The organism is Peribacillus sp. NPDC097197, from assembly GCF_050278025.1.
Classification (GTDB): Bacteria; Bacillota; Bacilli; order Bacillales; family DSM-1321; genus Peribacillus.
In genome coordinates this window covers 1-16,295 of the sequence record NZ_JBNNST010000015.1, presented here as the reverse complement: position 1 = coordinate 16,295, position 16,295 = coordinate 1, and the positions used below count along the sequence as shown (strand labels likewise).

The window sequence follows — 16,295 nt, the reverse complement described above, 5'->3', positions numbered from 1 at the left end:
GATGTAATATTGTCATTCCAATAATAAAATCCACCATTAATCCTCTAGATTGGTAACAATATTTTTTGGATTACGAGCTGTTACAAATTCGATAGTATTGGTATCGCTTACATTACGTTCAATGTGCGGCAAAAACGGAGGTACACGAAGAAAGTCTCCAGAACTTAATTCTTCAAAGTCTTCATAACCTTCACCATATAAGAGACGTGTTGTACCACTAATAATGAACCCAGCTGTTTCAGCTATACCGTGGTGATGAGCCCCTGAATCCTTTGCAGGTGCACCCGTTACGCGTCCAATCCAAAGATTCGGCGATTGAACCCCGGTTCTTCTTGGCATGTTTTGAGTTTGATTAGTCGAATCATCTAAATCTGATGCTCTTACCACCAAAACCTCCTCTTTATCCAAACCTTCAGGAATATCAACTTTCTCACTTCTTTCCATATGCACTATCTGGTGAGATGGCACCATAGCAGTGATAAAGTCAAGTGTTTGGTTAATACTTGAATTTTGAAAAATATATGGTTGATATGGTGGAATGTAAATAAAGTCCCCCTCGTTAAGAATCACAGATTTTTCAAATTCCTTGCCATAATGAACAGTAGCCTTCCCTTGGAACACATAGTGTACAGTCTCAGATTGTTTATGATGCTGTGCACCAGATTCAGCACTAGGATCAGCCACGACACGCCCCATCCAGATTTTTTCTCCATCAACCCCAGTATTCCAAGATATATTCGAATTTTCTGTTTCTTTTCGCGTCAAGTTATCCTTTTTTGCTACCTCAATTCGAGTATTTACAATCACTCTTATAACCTCCTTGTTATTTACAATCCCAATTATAGCATTTTTTGTTATAAATACAAATATTTTGTGAATTTTCTAAAAATATTAATCTAATTTCTTCTATCCACATCTTGTATATATTCTTTTCGTTTTTATTCAGTGCACAAACTATTCCTAACAAACAATTCATTTATACCCTTGGATGTTCTAAATATCTAATGAACAATACAAATGGATATACGTTACAGCTATAGACTGTCGCTAGTACCCCGGATTATTGAAGGCTAACAGAACATGGATGAAGTCTTATCAAAGAATCATTTTAAATAATTAACCAATAATGTATAATTTATGTTATATATTTAAAACACTAAGGTTATAAGAGAAAAGGAGTTTAACAATGGAATTATTACAGTTAAGATATTTTCAAATAGCTGCTAAATATCAACATATGACAAAAGCAGCTGCTAATCTTAATATCTCTCAACCTGCGTTAAGTAAGACAATTGCTCGTCTTGAAGCAGAACTAGGCGTATCTTTGTTTTACAGAAAAGGAAAGAGTATACATCTTAACGACTTCGGAAAAGTCTTCCTAGAACGAGTGAATGGTATGTTTCTTGAAGTAAATGAAGGGATAAGTCAAATTAATGACATGAGTAGCCTGGAAAATGGGAAAATTAAATTAGCTATGACTCTTCCTCATATAACGCCTATGTTTTTAAGTGAATTTTTAAACAAGCATCCCAATGTTAAAATAAATCATAATCAAGCTTCATCGTCAGAAATGCAGTCCAAACTAGAAAAAGCTGAATTAGACATCTGTATTTCTACTAGTCGGATTGACAGTTCTAATATTGAATGGATCCCGTTAATTGATGAAGAAATATTCTTATCTGTTCCTTTAAACCATCGATTGGCCAACCGGAAATCGATTGACCTTGAGGAAGTTGCAGAGGAAAAATTCATTGGACTACAGCAGGGATATGGCTTTAGAGATATTACCGACCAATTTTGCAAGGAGGCTGGTTTCACCCCTAATACAACTGTTGAATTAGAAGAATCCTGGGCTGTACAAAAATTAGTTGAATTAGGTAACGGGATTGCTTTTATTCCGAGTCTTTCTATACTTAGGGATTCAGCTCCAAATACTCATCGAATAAAAATTACCAATCCTGATTGTAAAAGAACAATAGGTATGGCTTGGAATAAGAATCATTACTTATCACAAGCGGCTATCGAGTTTCGTGAATTTACAATGACCTTTTTCAAAAATATTGTTAACTCATATTATTTGTAGAAATTCCATTTACCTAATTAATGAAATGTACGTAACTTTTTCTTTTAATCTTCATTGTAGTGAAAAGGAAGGATGATGTACCTGTCTTCTCTTTTCACTCTGCTATTAAAGAATGACCATTAACAAAAAAATATTAGTTTATAACTTATTAAGCCCTTTTACTAAAAGTGTATATATACTTCACCACTTCAATATATATTGATATTCCATCTAAATCCCTATCTCGCCGAATCTTCATTACGAATAATTCCCCATTTAAAACTAATCTCATTTAATCTTTTTTATATTCTTGAAAATAGCGATGACAGTGGGCAATGAAAGCCTCTGAAATTTTTGTAGGATATAAATATCGATGCTTTAATAAGCCGATGGTACGGGTAAACTTCTTATTTTCAATTTTTAAGTGCTTAAGTTTACTTTCATATAAATTAACAGCTGTTTCAGGTGTAAAGGCTGCACCATGTCCATTTTTCACAAGCTGTAAAATGGTTGTTGCTTCTTCCACTTCAACTTGATAAGTCGGTGTATATCCTATTGATTTACAAAATCTGTCGGTAAATTGACGAAAGGTGTACTTATTGGTTAAACCGATAAAAGGTAGTTCGTCAAATTCCAACAAATTAATTGTTCCTTCTTTCTTCTCTTTATATGATTTTGGTACAGTTAGAAAAATTTCCTCTTCAAATAATGGGACCCATTCTACATTTGGATGTTCGATTTGCTCAGTGGTAATACATACATCATATTTTCCATTTTCCGTGAATTGTTGTAAATTTTCTTTTGATAACGGTACTTGTTGATATTTAACATTGGAATAATTATTGAAAAACTGATCTAAGATATTCGTGAAAGTATATGGTAATGTCGTCACAATCGACAAGTTCCCACTTCCCTCGCCTCGTCTTTCCTCTAATCCACGCTCTAAATGATGTACCTCAGAGAAAACGCGCTCCGCACGTTTGAATAAAAACCTTCCATTTTCATTTAATGAAATGCGCTTGCCACTACGGAAAAACAAATCCATCCCTAACTCTGCTTCAAGATTAGTGATCGCCTTACTTAACGCTGGTTGCGAAATCGATAGTTCTTTAGCTGCAAGTGACACGTTTTCTAATTGTGCGGTTGTATAAAAATATCGTAACTTTACTAGGTCCATAATTTTCCTCCTACCCTTAATAACCTGAAGTTATAAGTAAATAGTTAATTGGTATTTTTCATTATATCAAAATACGTTTAAAATGTAATTGTCACTGATATATGAATAAATTGTGAACAAAAAATATATGGGGGTTTTCAATATGAGATTAAAAGACAAAGTAGCGATCATTACAGGAGCAGCATCCGGTATGGGGCAAGGAGAAGCTATCCGTTTTGCAAAAGAAGGCGCAAAAGTAGTTGTAGCTGACTTGAATTTAGAAGGGGCAAAAGCTGTTGCTGAAGAAATTAAAGCGTTTGGCGGAGAAGCTATCGCTGTATCTGTGAACGTTATGAAAACCGAGGATATCCAAAATTGTGTCAAAGTAACAGAAGACACTTTCGGTCCAGTTGATGTCTTAGTAAATAATGCAGGTGTATTTGATAAATATGCTAAATCATTAGATACGACATTAGATCAATGGAACTTCTTCTTAAATATTAACTTAACAAGTGTATTCGAATTCTCGAATGCTGTTTTACCTAGCATGATTGAGCGTGGTACTGGTTCCATCGTAAATATTGCTTCTGTTGCTGGTTTGGTTGCAGGTAAAGGTGGAGCTGCTTATACCGCTACTAAGCATGGAGTAATTGGGTATACCAAGCATTTATCTTCTGAATATGCACGCCATGGTATTAAAATTAACGCTATTTGCCCAGGAACCATCGAAACACCTTTAGTTAAGGATGTTTTAGCTGGAATTCCTAAGGATTTAGTACCGACTCGTACATTTGGCCAAGTAGAAGAAGTAGCTGATTTAGCTGTATTTTTAGCATCAGATGAAGCGAAATTCATAAGTGGTGCCGCTGTACCAATCGATGGCGGATTTACCATTCAATAAATATACAAATTTTTAACTGCTTAATTTATAAAATAATACAAAGTGGAGAAGCAACGTGCTTGTTTCTCCACTTTTACGAGGTGACATCATGAAAAAACAAGGGAAAATCCACTATGCTTGGTGGATTATGGTGGCAAGTGCTGCAATTTACGCCGCAAGTGTCGGAATTATCGTAAGCTGTGCAGGTTTACTATACCGTGCAGTAGCAGAAGATCTTCAAGTTGGGGTTTCTGAAATTAGCTTGTATACATCGCTAATGTATTTAACTGTCACCATTTTACTACCATTTGCAGGAAAGATATTGAACAAGTTTGACATCCGCTATATTTTGACGATTGCTGGTATTATAAATGCGCTAGCATTTGGATTAATGGGTACCTATCATTCTGTCTTCCCTTTCTATATTTCAGGGATTGCATTAGGAATTGGTAGTACATTCTTAATTTACGGGTCCATTCCTTTAATCATGAATAACTGGTTTAAAGCAAAAGTTGGTACCTCTTTAGGTTTTGCTATGGCATTCATGGGGGTTGGCGGTGCGGTCTTCGCTCAAATCACCGGTGCCTTGATTGAATCGATTGGCTGGCGCTCCACATATATGACATTAGGTGTTATTGTAGCCATTCTTATTTTACCATTCTCTCTATTCGTTATTCGTTCAAAACCAGAACAACTAAATATGACTGCTTATGGTGCCGATGAAGTCGACACCGATACTACTAATACGCAACAAAAACCTGAATCAGGTGTCTTGAAAGGTGTTGCAATGAAATCCCCAGCATTCTATTTGGTTGTTTTATTCACAGGGCTTTTCGGACTGGCTTCAACCGTTAGCTTCCATGTACCAAACTTTGTACAATCCGTAGGCTTTAGTGCTACAATGGCTGCTACAGGTGTAACTTGTGTAACGATTGGTCAAACAGGTGGTAAATTCCTGCTTGGTGCCATAAACGATAAAATGGGAATTAAAGTAGCTCTATTTGTTGGTATTGGCGGGGGTATGCTAGGTGTTGTCGCACTACTTATTTCTGATTCATTCGGAATTGGTATGCTATATACTGGTGCCTTACTATTTGGTATAGGATTCTCAGGGTCTACCTTACTTCCTCCAGTCGTGATTCGCGAAGTATTCGGCGGGCGAGACTACGCATCCATTTATACAACGATCATGTCAGCCTCTACATTAGGTGTGGCATTCGGTACAACATTATTCAGTTACATTTTTGATTCAACAGGTTCTTACTATACTGTATTCATTATTGTTATTGTCCTCTTTATCATTACGATTTCTTCAAGTTTAATTTCTTTAAAATGGAAGAAAAAATTAAATTTTAACTAATGAAAAAGCCTACAAGATCCTATGAGATCTTGTAGGCTTTTTTATAGCCACTCTTCAAACTGAAGAATCATTTCATCTACACCCAAACTAATACGATGTGAAGTATAGGGACTAACATCCATTTCAAAGTAGTCACTACAAATTATTGGCATAAATAATTTACTCATGCTCAGTTTTTAAAAACTATCTCTTTTAGTTTTGGTATTTTCTTGAAAAAGGTAGTATAATAGGTCAATTGTTGAATAAGTTTGAAAGGTTGTTTTTGTATGAGCTATTTTAAAACTTACATGTTGCTTATTGGAATCATGATTATTTGGGGTTTCAACGTTTCTGTTATAAAAATTTTAGTTGAACACATTCAACCTGTGACCATAACTTCTCTAAGAATTTTTACGGCTTCTTTGATAGTCTTTTTAATTTTGGGAATGCTTGGCCTCATTCGTCTTCCAAAAAAATCTGAACTTTTTTACATTTTTGGGGGAGCCCTTTTGAGCGTAGTCTTTCACCATTATTTTTTGGCAGAAGGGTTAACAAAAACTTCAGCTACGAATACTGGATTGATTTTGGGGATGGGACCTTTATTGACAGCCATCTTTTCTATGGTGATTTTTCGCAAAAAACTTACATTCATTCGAGTTCTTGGGTTTATTTGTGGGGCTCTTGGCGTGAGTGTTACCGTTTTGGCCGGAAGTGGAAGCATCCATTCTATTAATCTAGGAGATTTTGATATTTTACTCTCCATTCTTTCACAAGCGCTAAGTTTTATCCTGATTTATAAAGCTTCGAAAACGATGGACCCGCGGCTATTAACGGGTTACATGATGCTAATTGGATCATTTATTTTATTTGCCATAAGTCTTTGGAAGGAACCACATGGTTTAGCTTCAATCTCATCTGCTTCGTTTTCTATCTGGGTAGCTTTCTTTTTCTCAGCTATTTTTGCTACAGGAATAGGTCATATGACTTATAATTATATCATTGGAAAGGTTGGAGCCGCAGAATCCTCTATCTTCTTAAACTTCAACACCTTTTTTTCATTAGTCGGTGCGGCTATTCTTTTGAACGAAGCAATCGTTCCAGCACATTTTTTTGGTCTTATCTTCATTGTTTCAGGAGTATTACTTGGATCGGGAGCAATAGAACTATTGTTGCTTCGTCGAAAAAATAAAGCTATGTAGTTTCTAGCTACTATTCATAAATTTGATTGCTGTCTCATATTCGACCCTAAATTGGAGTGTACATCACTTGTTTGTCTGGTAAAAAAAGAATTAAATCATAGGTAAAAAAAGAAAAGATTATTCCACCTAGTCGTTCCGCAGCAATCTTTTAGAAAAGATAAACGTACATAACTATTCCTTTATAATTACTCCTTTCAAACTGTCTGTACTAGTTTAATCTTTTTTTAATCCCTAAAAAATGAAATGAAACTTAATTATAACTAAGAAAAAGCCTACATGACTCTATGAGATCATGTAGGCTTTTTAGCTGCAAATATCATAAATTCTACAACCTTGTTCTATATAAAGTTCTGCTTCTCATGATTTCAAGTTTTCCTTCAGTAAAAACAGGGTACATATTACCTATAGCAACACAGAAATGAGGTGTAATATTGGATACAAAAAATGAAATTGTTACTCATATATTAGATAAAGATACCGAGTATTTTAGTAAGTTATACTCTAATCATGAAGAAATGCTAAAGAGCATTGCCTTAAAATTAACTGGATCTAAGATCCATTCAGAAAACTTAATTTCAGAAGTTTTTAAAGAGTTATGGGACTCTCCTCAATACTTTAAGGATTCTAACGACACGAAGGTATCTACCTTTCTCATGAAAAGGATCGTTTATAATCATGTATATTATAAACGTTATCTTAAAAAAGATTAATAATCATACAAACCTTACTATTAAATCGTCTCCTCTACTTCACCATATTCTCTTCCATCCAGGAATTAAAATTGATTCTATGTTAAAAAAGGAACTTGAACTTATAGTCATAGGAAATTGGATTATTAAAATTCAACAGAACTTTTTCCGTAATTAACTATATGAATGAGATTTCGAAGATTTCCCAAGAATTAATTTTTCATCATCTATCTAGAAAACATAATTGTGTAATATAACATTTCACATAGAAATTAACCCATCATACACGACGTTTAATTTGAAGGTAAAAGGGTTCGGAAGTATTTAATTCCGAGCCCTTTTGAATTTTTATTAAAATCTGTCGTGATAATTTGTTTGTCATCATATATTCTTTTCTCTAACTCGACAAGCTACATGCCATTTTTAGATCTATAATCATAAGAAAGCACAATCCCACTACAGAATTGCGCCAATAATAGTAATAATTAGTAAAATATAAAGACTGCATTTGAAAATTTCCTCATAACCATTCCCTCTTTTTATAGGTCAGAGATCATTCCGCCATCTACTACGAATTGACTTCCAGTCGAATAGCTAGAATCATCGGATGCAAGGTACATAACTAAATTAGAAACTTCCTTTACTTCTGCTCTTCTTCTTAGGGGAATATCTTGTTCAAGTTGCTTTAGATATTCTTCAACATCTGGTTGGTCAGCCATAGGTGTTTTGATGATTCCAGGATGTACGGAATTCACACGGATATTATAGGGTCCAAGCTCTGCAGCAGCCCCTTTTGTCATACCCGTGACAGCATGTTTAGAAGCACTATAAGCAATGGCCGTTGGCGCACTTACTAAACCATCTACTGATGAAATGTTAACAATTGAACCTACGCCAGCTTTTTTCATAGAAGGAAGTACTTTTTGCATTCCCAAGAATACTCCCAGTTCATCTACTTTAAATGTTAATTCGAAGTCTTTTACGGTTAATTCTTCTAAAGTTTTGAAAATACCAATGCCTGCGTTGTTTACTAAAACATTGATTGGACCAAATGTTTCTTCTGTTTTTCCTACCACTTCTACCCAGTTCTCTTCACTAGCAACATCTAATTTAAGAGCGATTGTATTTTCTCCCAATTCATTGGCTAGTTTTTGTACACCTTCAAAGTTTAGATCCGTAATTGCTACTTTTGCGCCTTCTTCCACGAATTTGCGAACATGCATGGCACCCATCCCTTGTGCTGCCCCTGTAATGATAGCTACTTTACCATCCAATTTACCCATGATATTCCTCCAATGTAAAATAAAATTCCCGCTTACTTTCTCACAATTATTATTTGTCAAAGGAATGTATTTATCCATTCAATTTTGGATATTCAGAGCCACTCAATATTTTCCAAGCAGAAGAATATGGTTGAGTCATGAGTCATTATAATCTCCTTATTTCGTACACTTCTTTCGAGAAGTCCATTGCATGTTTCAGTAGCTGTACACAAAAGCAATGATTTTTCATGTTGGATCAACTAACCCATATCATTTCCATCCCACTATCCCCTAGCAAGCAATCAATGCTGTAAAACAAAGAAATGGATAAAGTTCATCTATATTTTTATCTCATTAGATATAGACATGATATAATTAAAAATGATTGTAGAAAAGCAATATTATGATGGAATTTAGCTAACCTTATAGGTTATATTAGTTCTTGTGAATAAAAGAGGAGCTACAAAATACAATGAAAAAGCAATCACAGATGACCTTATGGGCTCAAGTAGTTAAAACAGGAATTATCAAGTCAAATCTTATTCCAATGATCGCAGGATTAATGCTCGCTTTATATACGTATCAATACAGTTTTGTAGATAACGTTTGGAATGTAGTTTTTGCATTTTTAGGAACAGCAGCCGTTATAGCCGCAGCCGGTGCGTTCAATAACATTTATGATCGCGATATTGATGCCATTATGGCTCGTACAAAGGTTCGCCCTACAGTTACAGGTGCTATATCGATTAAAAAAGTTTTAGTAGCTGCCATTTTATTACTAGTGATCGGGTTAGTTTTATTATATTTAACCTCTCCATTAGCATCTTTACTTGGATTTTTAGGGGTATTTTTCTACGTTGTCCCTTATACAATGTGGACTAAACGCCATACTATTTGGAATACGGAAGTTGGGAGTATTTCTGGTGCCATGCCTCCTTTAATCGGTTGGGCATCAGTCGCTCCAGATATTTGGCATCCCGCTTGCTGGGCATTGTTTTTAATCATGGTGATTTGGCAAATGCCTCACTTTTATGCGATTGCCATCCGTAAGGAAAAAGATTATGCTGCAGCAAATATTCCCATGCTTCCCGTTGTAAAAAGTAGGAAACGGACATATATTCAAACAAATTTCTATTTAGTTCTATTGGTGCTGTCCAGCTTTTTATTTCTACCACTAAGCTTAGGCCTTACTTTAATTTCACTTATTTTAGGCCTGATATGGTTAGGTCTCAGCTTATTCGGACAACGTAAAAACGAACTGAAGGTTTGGGCAAATAAAATGTTTATATTTTCCTTAGTACACATGATGGTTATCTACTTCACGGTAATTATCTACGCTTCAATCGGGTTAATTTTAAACGCATTATAATGAACGTACTTAACCAGCATACTTCTATAAGCTCAAATACAGCCAATTAGGCAAAATAAAAAACGGGGCTGTCCCAAAAGTCTGGCAAATGACTTTTAGGACAACCCCGTTTATTTATAAAATTAATGCAAAAATCTGTTAGTGAATAATCTTTATTTTACCTTAAAGGCTCTTACTCACCTACCATACCGTCATTATCAGTATCACGCATATAGGGGTATAACCAATGTTCCCTCGTTATGGGCATACTGAAACCTGCTTCTTTTGCTTCTTTAATCGTAACTTGTCCATTTCCGTTAGTATCAACACTAGAAATATCACCGTTTTTATTTGAACTCGTTGAATTTTTATTTGATCTATCTGAATTAGAAGGTTTGCTGCCTGTTAAACCGAGTGATGCATTTACTTCATCAGGGTTTCCATTGTCAAATGAATCAACAATCTTGTTGCCCCTCAAAGTATAGGTGTATTGATAATGTGAAGGAATCTGCGTTTTCGAATTTGGATATGTAATAATCGACTCAAAATTAGTTGCTCCACCTGCACTGCGTATCGCGTTCTCCATATAAGCTTGGTCACCATGGCGGTTAAGTGTACTATCTTGTGGGGTAATATTATATGCATTCGATACCCCTCCGAGAGAATCAGCGATGATATGTCCTTCATCTAGAACATCGCTTTCGACACCTGGAACTTTCGCCTCATCCGAATAGTATCTTCCAGACGATGTGACAGGTTCGTTACGGTCATCTTGTAAAGTGATTTCATCAGCAATGACACGTACTAGTTGCCCATATTCATTAGTAAATGCCCAATATTCACGGTCCCCATAGCCAATGTCAACAACGACGTTGGGTTCACGATATCCAGACAAATCACCACCATCAATTTCAATACGTTTGTATCCTGAGAACTTTTCGTCATTTGGTTCGGTTGTTGTTTCTTCAACTATTGATCCGTCAAGATCCGTATTGATAGTCTCTTCCTTTATACTATTTTCATCAGTATTGACTGTGGTTACTTCTTGTGAGTCTATTTCTCCTCCTGTAATGGTTGCATTTTCTTCGTTCGTGCAACCAACCATAAACATAATCGTTAAAAGTAATGCTAAATAACTTGTTATCCTTTTCACTTTTAGGACTCCTTATAATAGTATAATAACTTTACTAACTTAATAACCTTAAAAACATTTAAGTGTATCTTATCACATAATGTTATTCTATTTTTCTTTTCCTCTGTACAATTCACACGATAACACACGTACAAATTCACATACTCAGCTAAAATTATTTCCGTCAGTGTGATCTAGGATAAGTTTCCATGTAAAAAAATACATAGCAGAACCTAATGACAGGTGCTTCCATGTATTAGTACCTAAGCAATTTAATTTATATCATCGTGGTAATCCCTATTCAGTGCCATGGCTCACGCAAACCGTTTCTATCTTTTTGGCTTCTCTGGCGTTAATTTTATCTTTATTATAATTACCTCTTTAACCGCTTAATGATACTATTTGGTAATCTCTACCATTTTAGGGAATTTAACTAATATCATGTAAATAATAACATAAAAAAAGACTAAAGCTTTTGATATATCAAGGATTCTGGCCTACCAAATAGATGACCTGTAAGGGATTCGAACCCCTGATCCCTTCCGTGCCAATTGTCCAATCATTCGCCTATCAAAAATCCCGAATCGATAAATGACTTGTCAACTGTTGACTAATCAACTATAATGAAAGCCGAATCAAATTCCAACAAAAAAGGGTGAAAAATATGATACAACAAAAAACAGCTTTAGAAAAATTAATGGATGAACGTAAATCGGTGCGTAAATACGAGCCTGGTGTTACTATTCCTCGTGAGCAAATTCAACATATTTTAGAACAAGCAACATCAGCTCCATCATCAAGTAACTTACAGCCTTGGCGCTTCCTTGTTATTGATGATCAAGAGCAAAAGAAAGAATTACGCATTGCTGGATTTAATCAGGAACAAATCGAAACATCATCAGCGATTATTGCGGTATTAGGCGATAATGAAATGTATAAAAACGCTAAACAAATTAATGATTTAAATGTTGAGCTAGGTTATATGCCACGTGATATTGCTGATATGATGATTGCCAATTCTGAATCTGCATATAGTAATTTTTCTGAAATTGAACGAACAAATATTGCACATTTAGATGTTGGTTTAATTTCTATGCAAGTAGTACTTTTAGCGAAGGACATGGGCTATGAAACAGTAATAATGGGCGGCTTTGATAAAGCAGCATTCGCTAAAAAATATGAGCTACCTGCCAATGAGTTACCGATGATTTTAATTGCTATCGGAAAGCCTGCTATGCCAGCACGTAATTCATCACGTTTACCGTTTGAACAAATTATTCGTTTTTCAAGCTAAGTGAATTAGAGGAAGTATTCACATGACGTGTTATTGATTCGTATCACTAAATCATTAATCATATCTTGATTCACGTAAGTTTGAAATTTGTTACACTTTATCCAAATGAACGGAAATGCTATCATATAGGGATCGCAAAGCGTCCAAAAGCTCAATGTAACAAAGAGCAGTTTTTGGCGTACATCATTAGATACCTAAATTGCTTTTATAATAGGGCCGAATTCGAACACAAGTTTTAGTGAGCGCAAAACGACGAGCAACCAATGTGAGGAGGAATAGTATGGAAGTTTGTTTGGATGATAAGAAACAAATGATTATGATGTTGAAAAGGTTAGACCGTCACGTCACTCAAATTTTTGAAAAAAGAACAGAAGTTAGTTTGACTAGATATGAAATTTTAGTTTCTTTAGTTAAAAAGGATAGTGTTACACAAAAGGTACTGCAACAATCCTTAGCTATCGATCAATCGGCCATCACGCGCCATTTAAAGTTGCTTGAAGAACAGCAATATGTTGAACGCAAACGTAATGAAAAAAACAATCGCGAAGTACTTGTAACGATTTCAGATAAAGGACGAGCATTATTAGAAGGCTGTACAATGTTTAAAGATCAATTTATGAATGATCTCTATGATGATTTTTCAGAAAGCGAATTAGAGCAACTCAAGCAATTTCTCACGCGCTTAAATCGCAATATAGAGAAGCTTTAATTTTTGCTCTTCATTGTAAAAATCTATTGTATTAAAACAGACTAAGAGTAGCAGCTAGTGCTTCTTCAAATACTTGGCTTTCAGCCGAAGCAGACTTAAGGATTTTAACAAAAGAAAAGCTGTGCCGAAATCCACTCAAACCCGGATTTTGACACAGCTATTTTTCGCTTATTAAACTATTCCAGTACCGCGACAGCTTCGCAATGTGGTGAGTGTATCAAATATTCCTTTAGGCTTCCCAAGGAAATGTTTGATATTTTTGGTTACTTATCTGGAAGTTCCTTACGAAATCAAGCTGTTCTCCAGGCATTCATCTGTTTAACTATGAATCTATGAAGCATCCTTTAGTGATGCCTCTTCATTCTTACCACCATTTTCCTGGAAACCAATTAAATCAGAAATAGCTTTAAAAACTACATCCCCGGTAAGTTGTATTCTTTCAGGGCTTACATGCTCTATTTTATCCTCTAAAGAGTGATAATAAGGCTCGATATCAGCTCCCCCAGGTGGTGTACCAGGTTCCATCCATATGAACAATGCTGATGGTACCCCTTTCTCGTGGAATGGTACATGATCAGACCTACTCAACATATGAACAGGCAATAAATCCTTATTAATATCTAGTTTTTCAGCAGCTTGGTGTGTTGATTGCGAAACAAGATTCGATTTCCCATCTACAGTATTAATAAAAAGTTGCGAGGCAGGTACCCAAGCCGTACCAGTCATATCCATCTGAAACTGAACTTTTGTTCTTTTAACTTCATCTTCTGACAAATTACCGATATGGTATTTCGAACCTACAAATCCAAGTTCTTCGCCCCCAAATGCAGCGAAGCGTAATTCTTTGTCGCCATCATAGTCCTTAAAAATCCTTGCCAACTCCATTAGTGTAGACGTCCCGGAGGCATCATCATTGGCCCCTGGCGCGAATGCAACACTGTCCAAATGTGAGCCAATGTAATAAATTTCAGGATTTTCAATGCCTTTTGGTTTTTTTACAGCGATTACATTGACTGTTTTTTGATTCGTCAGTGTTTTAATTGAAAGTTGGACTTCTACATTTCCCTTGGAAAGTTGAGAAACAAATGCTTCCCCATCCTTCTTGGTAATTGTCGCAACCGGAATGTTAGGGCGTACGCTGCCTAGGGAAACAGATGGAAGGGTAAAGCGATCCTGGTTGTCATATATAAGGACACCTATCGCACCTGCAGCCATTGCGTTTTGCACCTTGGCCCCGGCAGTGATTCCACCATTTTGTATTAAGGCGATTTTGCCACTTGCAGCCCCAGTGAAATCACTCGGTTGGCCAGCACCCGCATGATATATATTCCCTGTGATACCGTCCCCAGTCGTTTGAGGGGCCCCGCTAACGGCCCTCAATGGAAGTTTTTTGTTATTGTCGGAGAGCACCTTAAGTATCAATTCAACTCGATTGCTTCTGGGCGCTTCCTCGATTTTGGTCTCATAGCCGTAACTTTTCAACACACTTTCAATGTATTCAGCACCTGCTCTCTCTCCCTCGCTGCCTGCCTCCCTTGGCCCAATATCAACACTTAGGTGTTTGATATGCTTCATAACATTATCGGAGTTAAATGTACCATTAATTTTTCCAATTGCGTATTGCGTGTACGTATTCAGGACATCATGCGCTATTCCGGAAATGCCCCCGCTGCTTTTCTGATTATCAAGCAGGCGTTTAAAACTCTGCATTTGTTTAATTACCTTATCGGTCTGTCCTTGTTTTTGAAAAAGAGCTACTCCGCTAATGTGCATTTTCAATGTACGGACCGCGATATCACTCCGAATATTCCCATCTTCTTTAAAATAATCAATTTGTTTTTCCATGTCTGCGAAAACATTTCCTGTATGTGGCATATCATTGAAAATTCGGTTTTCCGCAGCCGTAGAACTCATTTGGTTCGTACCAAGTAGAAATGCAATTATTATCGCTATTGAAAAAACTTTTTTCAGACCAAACCTTTTCATCATATTCCTCCCCTGTATAAATGGTGTAGTATCAACGGTTTTAACCATTGATAGAGTGTCCCACTGCATAATGGATCAATAAATGCCTATGTTGACATCCCTCCCAATTCTTTAGGCATCAGTGTGCCTACATTCCTTCGTTAAATCCAGTCATAAGGAAAAGGCTGGCCAACCTTAGGAACTCGAGGTAGAATCGAAAAAATAGTGCCAGCTTCTTCCGTGTTATCCTGTTGTCTAGGTCTAATAAAGGGATGTAGGAACTTATGTAGCCTCTATGAGACTAGTAATAACTCTCATCATTCGATTCTAACGCGAAGTTCAGCCTCCATACCTTCATAATACGTGGGTAACTGAAGCGCCATCTTTTACAAGGCCAGTATTTACTAATGCTTCTTTACTGTCATGTTTGTCTCGCCACGATTTAGCACCCCGTCATACCAAATGGGAGCTTCTAGAAATGAATGCTCCCTTTTTGCTTTTTCAATCTTTTTTAACATTCCACGCCTTTACTTTGAAAACGTAGTTTGGCAAACTATCCGCTCTTCCCAAATTCTTAATAGGGCCTTAAGGCAGACATCCCCATAGCATTTGACATTCAACAAATTGAGGAATACAAGAGACTTTTATTTAACCTCAATTCTTATGCAACTTAAGGGAATTACCTCTTAAGCACCCTAATAGGAGAGCGCCTGCAAATCACCTCCCATCAATTTTTTTGATACATTTTCCTCCGTCCCCTTCTAAAAATTCAAGGGTGGTGTAATCATTCCATAAGAATAGCCTGATACTTTATAATGACAAACACTTTCGTTATGATAATTAACTATGTAATTGATGTAAGGTTCTACGATATTAATACCAACTACTAATGGATGAAATGGGTACAATTGTCCCTATGTGATATTTCTATAGTCCGTTTTAACGTGTACCTTGCCCGGCGCAGGAGAAGTAAAAATAACAAGGATAAAATGGCTAAAACTGATCAATTTCATCAATTATCTTAATTCCTACTTTTCATAACTTTCCAGAGTCATTGTCGCTGACTGATCAGACTTGAGTTTACCCATCAAATAAAAAGCTTAATAAGCTTTAAAATGATTTTACTAGGTATTGTAAAAACGTAACTATATAGGGCAAAGTTCAGGCAGCAAATAAATGCCAATTTGGTTTCTCAATTCTAAACTTTCTTAAATGAGACGGGACAGTTCTCCAACTGTCCCATCCATTCTATTGGTTTTT

13 protein-coding genes are annotated in these 16,295 nt (G+C 36.0%); 8 read left to right on the top strand and 5 right to left on the bottom strand.

The genetic code is table 11. The annotated features are described in order from the left end of the window. Window positions 1-36: 36 nt before the first annotated feature. The gene (locus ACQKL6_RS16965; RefSeq protein ID WP_427651546.1) at window positions 37-807 is read right to left on the bottom strand and encodes a cupin domain-containing protein; all 771 of its coding nucleotides are present in this window, start codon (window positions 805-807) and stop codon (window positions 37-39) included. A 379-nt stretch (window positions 808-1,186) separates the two neighbouring features. On the opposite strand from ACQKL6_RS16965, the gene ACQKL6_RS16960 reads away from it, so the two are divergent. After that, window positions 1,187-2,083 carry a LysR family transcriptional regulator gene (locus ACQKL6_RS16960; protein WP_402872337.1) on the top strand — a complete coding sequence of 299 codons (897 nt, stop codon included), beginning with the start codon at window positions 1,187-1,189 and terminating at the stop codon, window positions 2,081-2,083. Window positions 2,084-2,354: 271 nt separating this feature from the next. Here ACQKL6_RS16960 and ACQKL6_RS16955 read toward each other — a convergent pair whose 3' ends face one another. Beyond that, window positions 2,355-3,239, bottom strand: coding sequence for a LysR family transcriptional regulator (locus ACQKL6_RS16955; protein WP_402956479.1), 885 nt, complete (start codon window positions 3,237-3,239; stop codon window positions 2,355-2,357). A gap of 142 nt (window positions 3,240-3,381) precedes the next feature. On the opposite strand from ACQKL6_RS16955, the gene ACQKL6_RS16950 reads away from it, so the two are divergent. The 4 genes from ACQKL6_RS16950 (at window position 3,382) to ACQKL6_RS16935 (ending at window position 7,346) form a co-directional block, all read left to right on the top strand. Further along, window positions 3,382-4,119: an SDR family NAD(P)-dependent oxidoreductase gene (locus ACQKL6_RS16950; RefSeq protein WP_402872331.1), complete on the top strand. Its 738-nt coding sequence runs from the start codon at window positions 3,382-3,384 to the stop codon at window positions 4,117-4,119. 55 nt (window positions 4,120-4,174) lie between these two features. Next, window positions 4,175-5,458 (top strand): CynX/NimT family MFS transporter, encoded by a 1,284-nt coding sequence (locus ACQKL6_RS16945; RefSeq protein ID WP_427651545.1) that lies wholly within the window; start codon window positions 4,175-4,177, stop codon window positions 5,456-5,458. Window positions 5,459-5,724: 266 nt separating this feature from the next. Continuing rightward, window positions 5,725-6,636: a DMT family transporter gene (locus ACQKL6_RS16940; protein ID WP_402956475.1), complete on the top strand. Its 912-nt coding sequence runs from the start codon at window positions 5,725-5,727 to the stop codon at window positions 6,634-6,636. A gap of 431 nt (window positions 6,637-7,067) precedes the next feature. Beyond that, the gene (locus tag ACQKL6_RS16935) at window positions 7,068-7,346 is read left to right on the top strand and encodes an RNA polymerase sigma factor (RefSeq protein ID WP_427651544.1); all 279 of its coding nucleotides are present in this window, start codon (window positions 7,068-7,070) and stop codon (window positions 7,344-7,346) included. A gap of 518 nt (window positions 7,347-7,864) precedes the next feature. Here the strand turns inward: ACQKL6_RS16935 and ACQKL6_RS16930 are convergent. Next, window positions 7,865-8,608 carry an SDR family NAD(P)-dependent oxidoreductase gene (locus tag ACQKL6_RS16930; protein ID WP_402876091.1) on the bottom strand — a complete coding sequence of 248 codons (744 nt, stop codon included), beginning with the start codon at window positions 8,606-8,608 and terminating at the stop codon, window positions 7,865-7,867. Between the two features lie 451 nt (window positions 8,609-9,059). Between ACQKL6_RS16930 and cyoE the strand changes: the two genes are divergently transcribed. Further along, window positions 9,060-9,956, top strand: a complete 897-nt coding sequence (cyoE, locus tag ACQKL6_RS16925; protein WP_427592219.1) for a heme o synthase — start codon at window positions 9,060-9,062, stop codon at window positions 9,954-9,956. A gap of 172 nt (window positions 9,957-10,128) precedes the next feature. On the opposite strand, the gene ACQKL6_RS16920 is transcribed toward cyoE, so the two are convergent. Further along, window positions 10,129-11,046, bottom strand: a complete 918-nt coding sequence (locus ACQKL6_RS16920; RefSeq protein WP_427651586.1) for a DNA/RNA non-specific endonuclease — start codon at window positions 11,044-11,046, stop codon at window positions 10,129-10,131. Window positions 11,047-11,731: 685 nt separating this feature from the next. Here ACQKL6_RS16920 and ACQKL6_RS16915 point away from each other — a divergent pair. Together ACQKL6_RS16915 and ACQKL6_RS16910 are read left to right on the top strand one after the other, a co-directional pair. Then, complete coding sequence (locus tag ACQKL6_RS16915; protein WP_402876088.1) at window positions 11,732-12,361, top strand: nitroreductase family protein; 630 nt, start codon at window positions 11,732-11,734, stop codon at window positions 12,359-12,361. Between the two features lie 280 nt (window positions 12,362-12,641). After that, window positions 12,642-13,070: a MarR family winged helix-turn-helix transcriptional regulator gene (locus ACQKL6_RS16910; RefSeq protein WP_427651543.1), complete on the top strand. Its 429-nt coding sequence runs from the start codon at window positions 12,642-12,644 to the stop codon at window positions 13,068-13,070. Between the two features lie 330 nt (window positions 13,071-13,400). Here the strand turns inward: ACQKL6_RS16910 and ACQKL6_RS16905 are convergent, their stop codons facing one another. Then, entirely contained in the window at window positions 13,401-15,056 is a 1,656-nt protein-coding gene (locus ACQKL6_RS16905) for a M28 family peptidase (RefSeq protein WP_427651541.1), read from the bottom strand. Between the last annotated feature and the right edge of the window lie 1,239 nt (window positions 15,057-16,295).

Coding starts and splice junctions, on each gene's coding strand:
- ACQKL6_RS16960 (WP_402872337.1), top strand. CDS start 1,187: ATGGAATTATTACAGTTAAGATATTTTCAAATAGCTGCTAAATATCAA.
- ACQKL6_RS16955 (WP_402956479.1), bottom strand. CDS start 3,239: ATGGACCTAGTAAAGTTACGATATTTTTATACAACCGCACAATTAGAA.
- ACQKL6_RS16950 (WP_402872331.1), top strand. CDS start 3,382: ATGAGATTAAAAGACAAAGTAGCGATCATTACAGGAGCAGCATCCGGT.
- ACQKL6_RS16940 (WP_402956475.1), top strand. CDS start 5,725: ATGAGCTATTTTAAAACTTACATGTTGCTTATTGGAATCATGATTATT.
- ACQKL6_RS16930 (WP_402876091.1), bottom strand. CDS start 8,608: ATGGGTAAATTGGATGGTAAAGTAGCTATCATTACAGGGGCAGCACAA.
- cyoE (WP_427592219.1), top strand. CDS start 9,060: ATGAAAAAGCAATCACAGATGACCTTATGGGCTCAAGTAGTTAAAACA.
- ACQKL6_RS16920 (WP_427651586.1), bottom strand. CDS start 11,046: ATGTTTATGGTTGGTTGCACGAACGAAGAAAATGCAACCATTACAGGA.
- ACQKL6_RS16915 (WP_402876088.1), top strand. CDS start 11,732: ATGATACAACAAAAAACAGCTTTAGAAAAATTAATGGATGAACGTAAA.
- ACQKL6_RS16910 (WP_427651543.1), top strand. CDS start 12,642: ATGGAAGTTTGTTTGGATGATAAGAAACAAATGATTATGATGTTGAAA.
- ACQKL6_RS16905 (WP_427651541.1), bottom strand. CDS start 15,056: ATGAAAAGGTTTGGTCTGAAAAAAGTTTTTTCAATAGCGATAATAATT.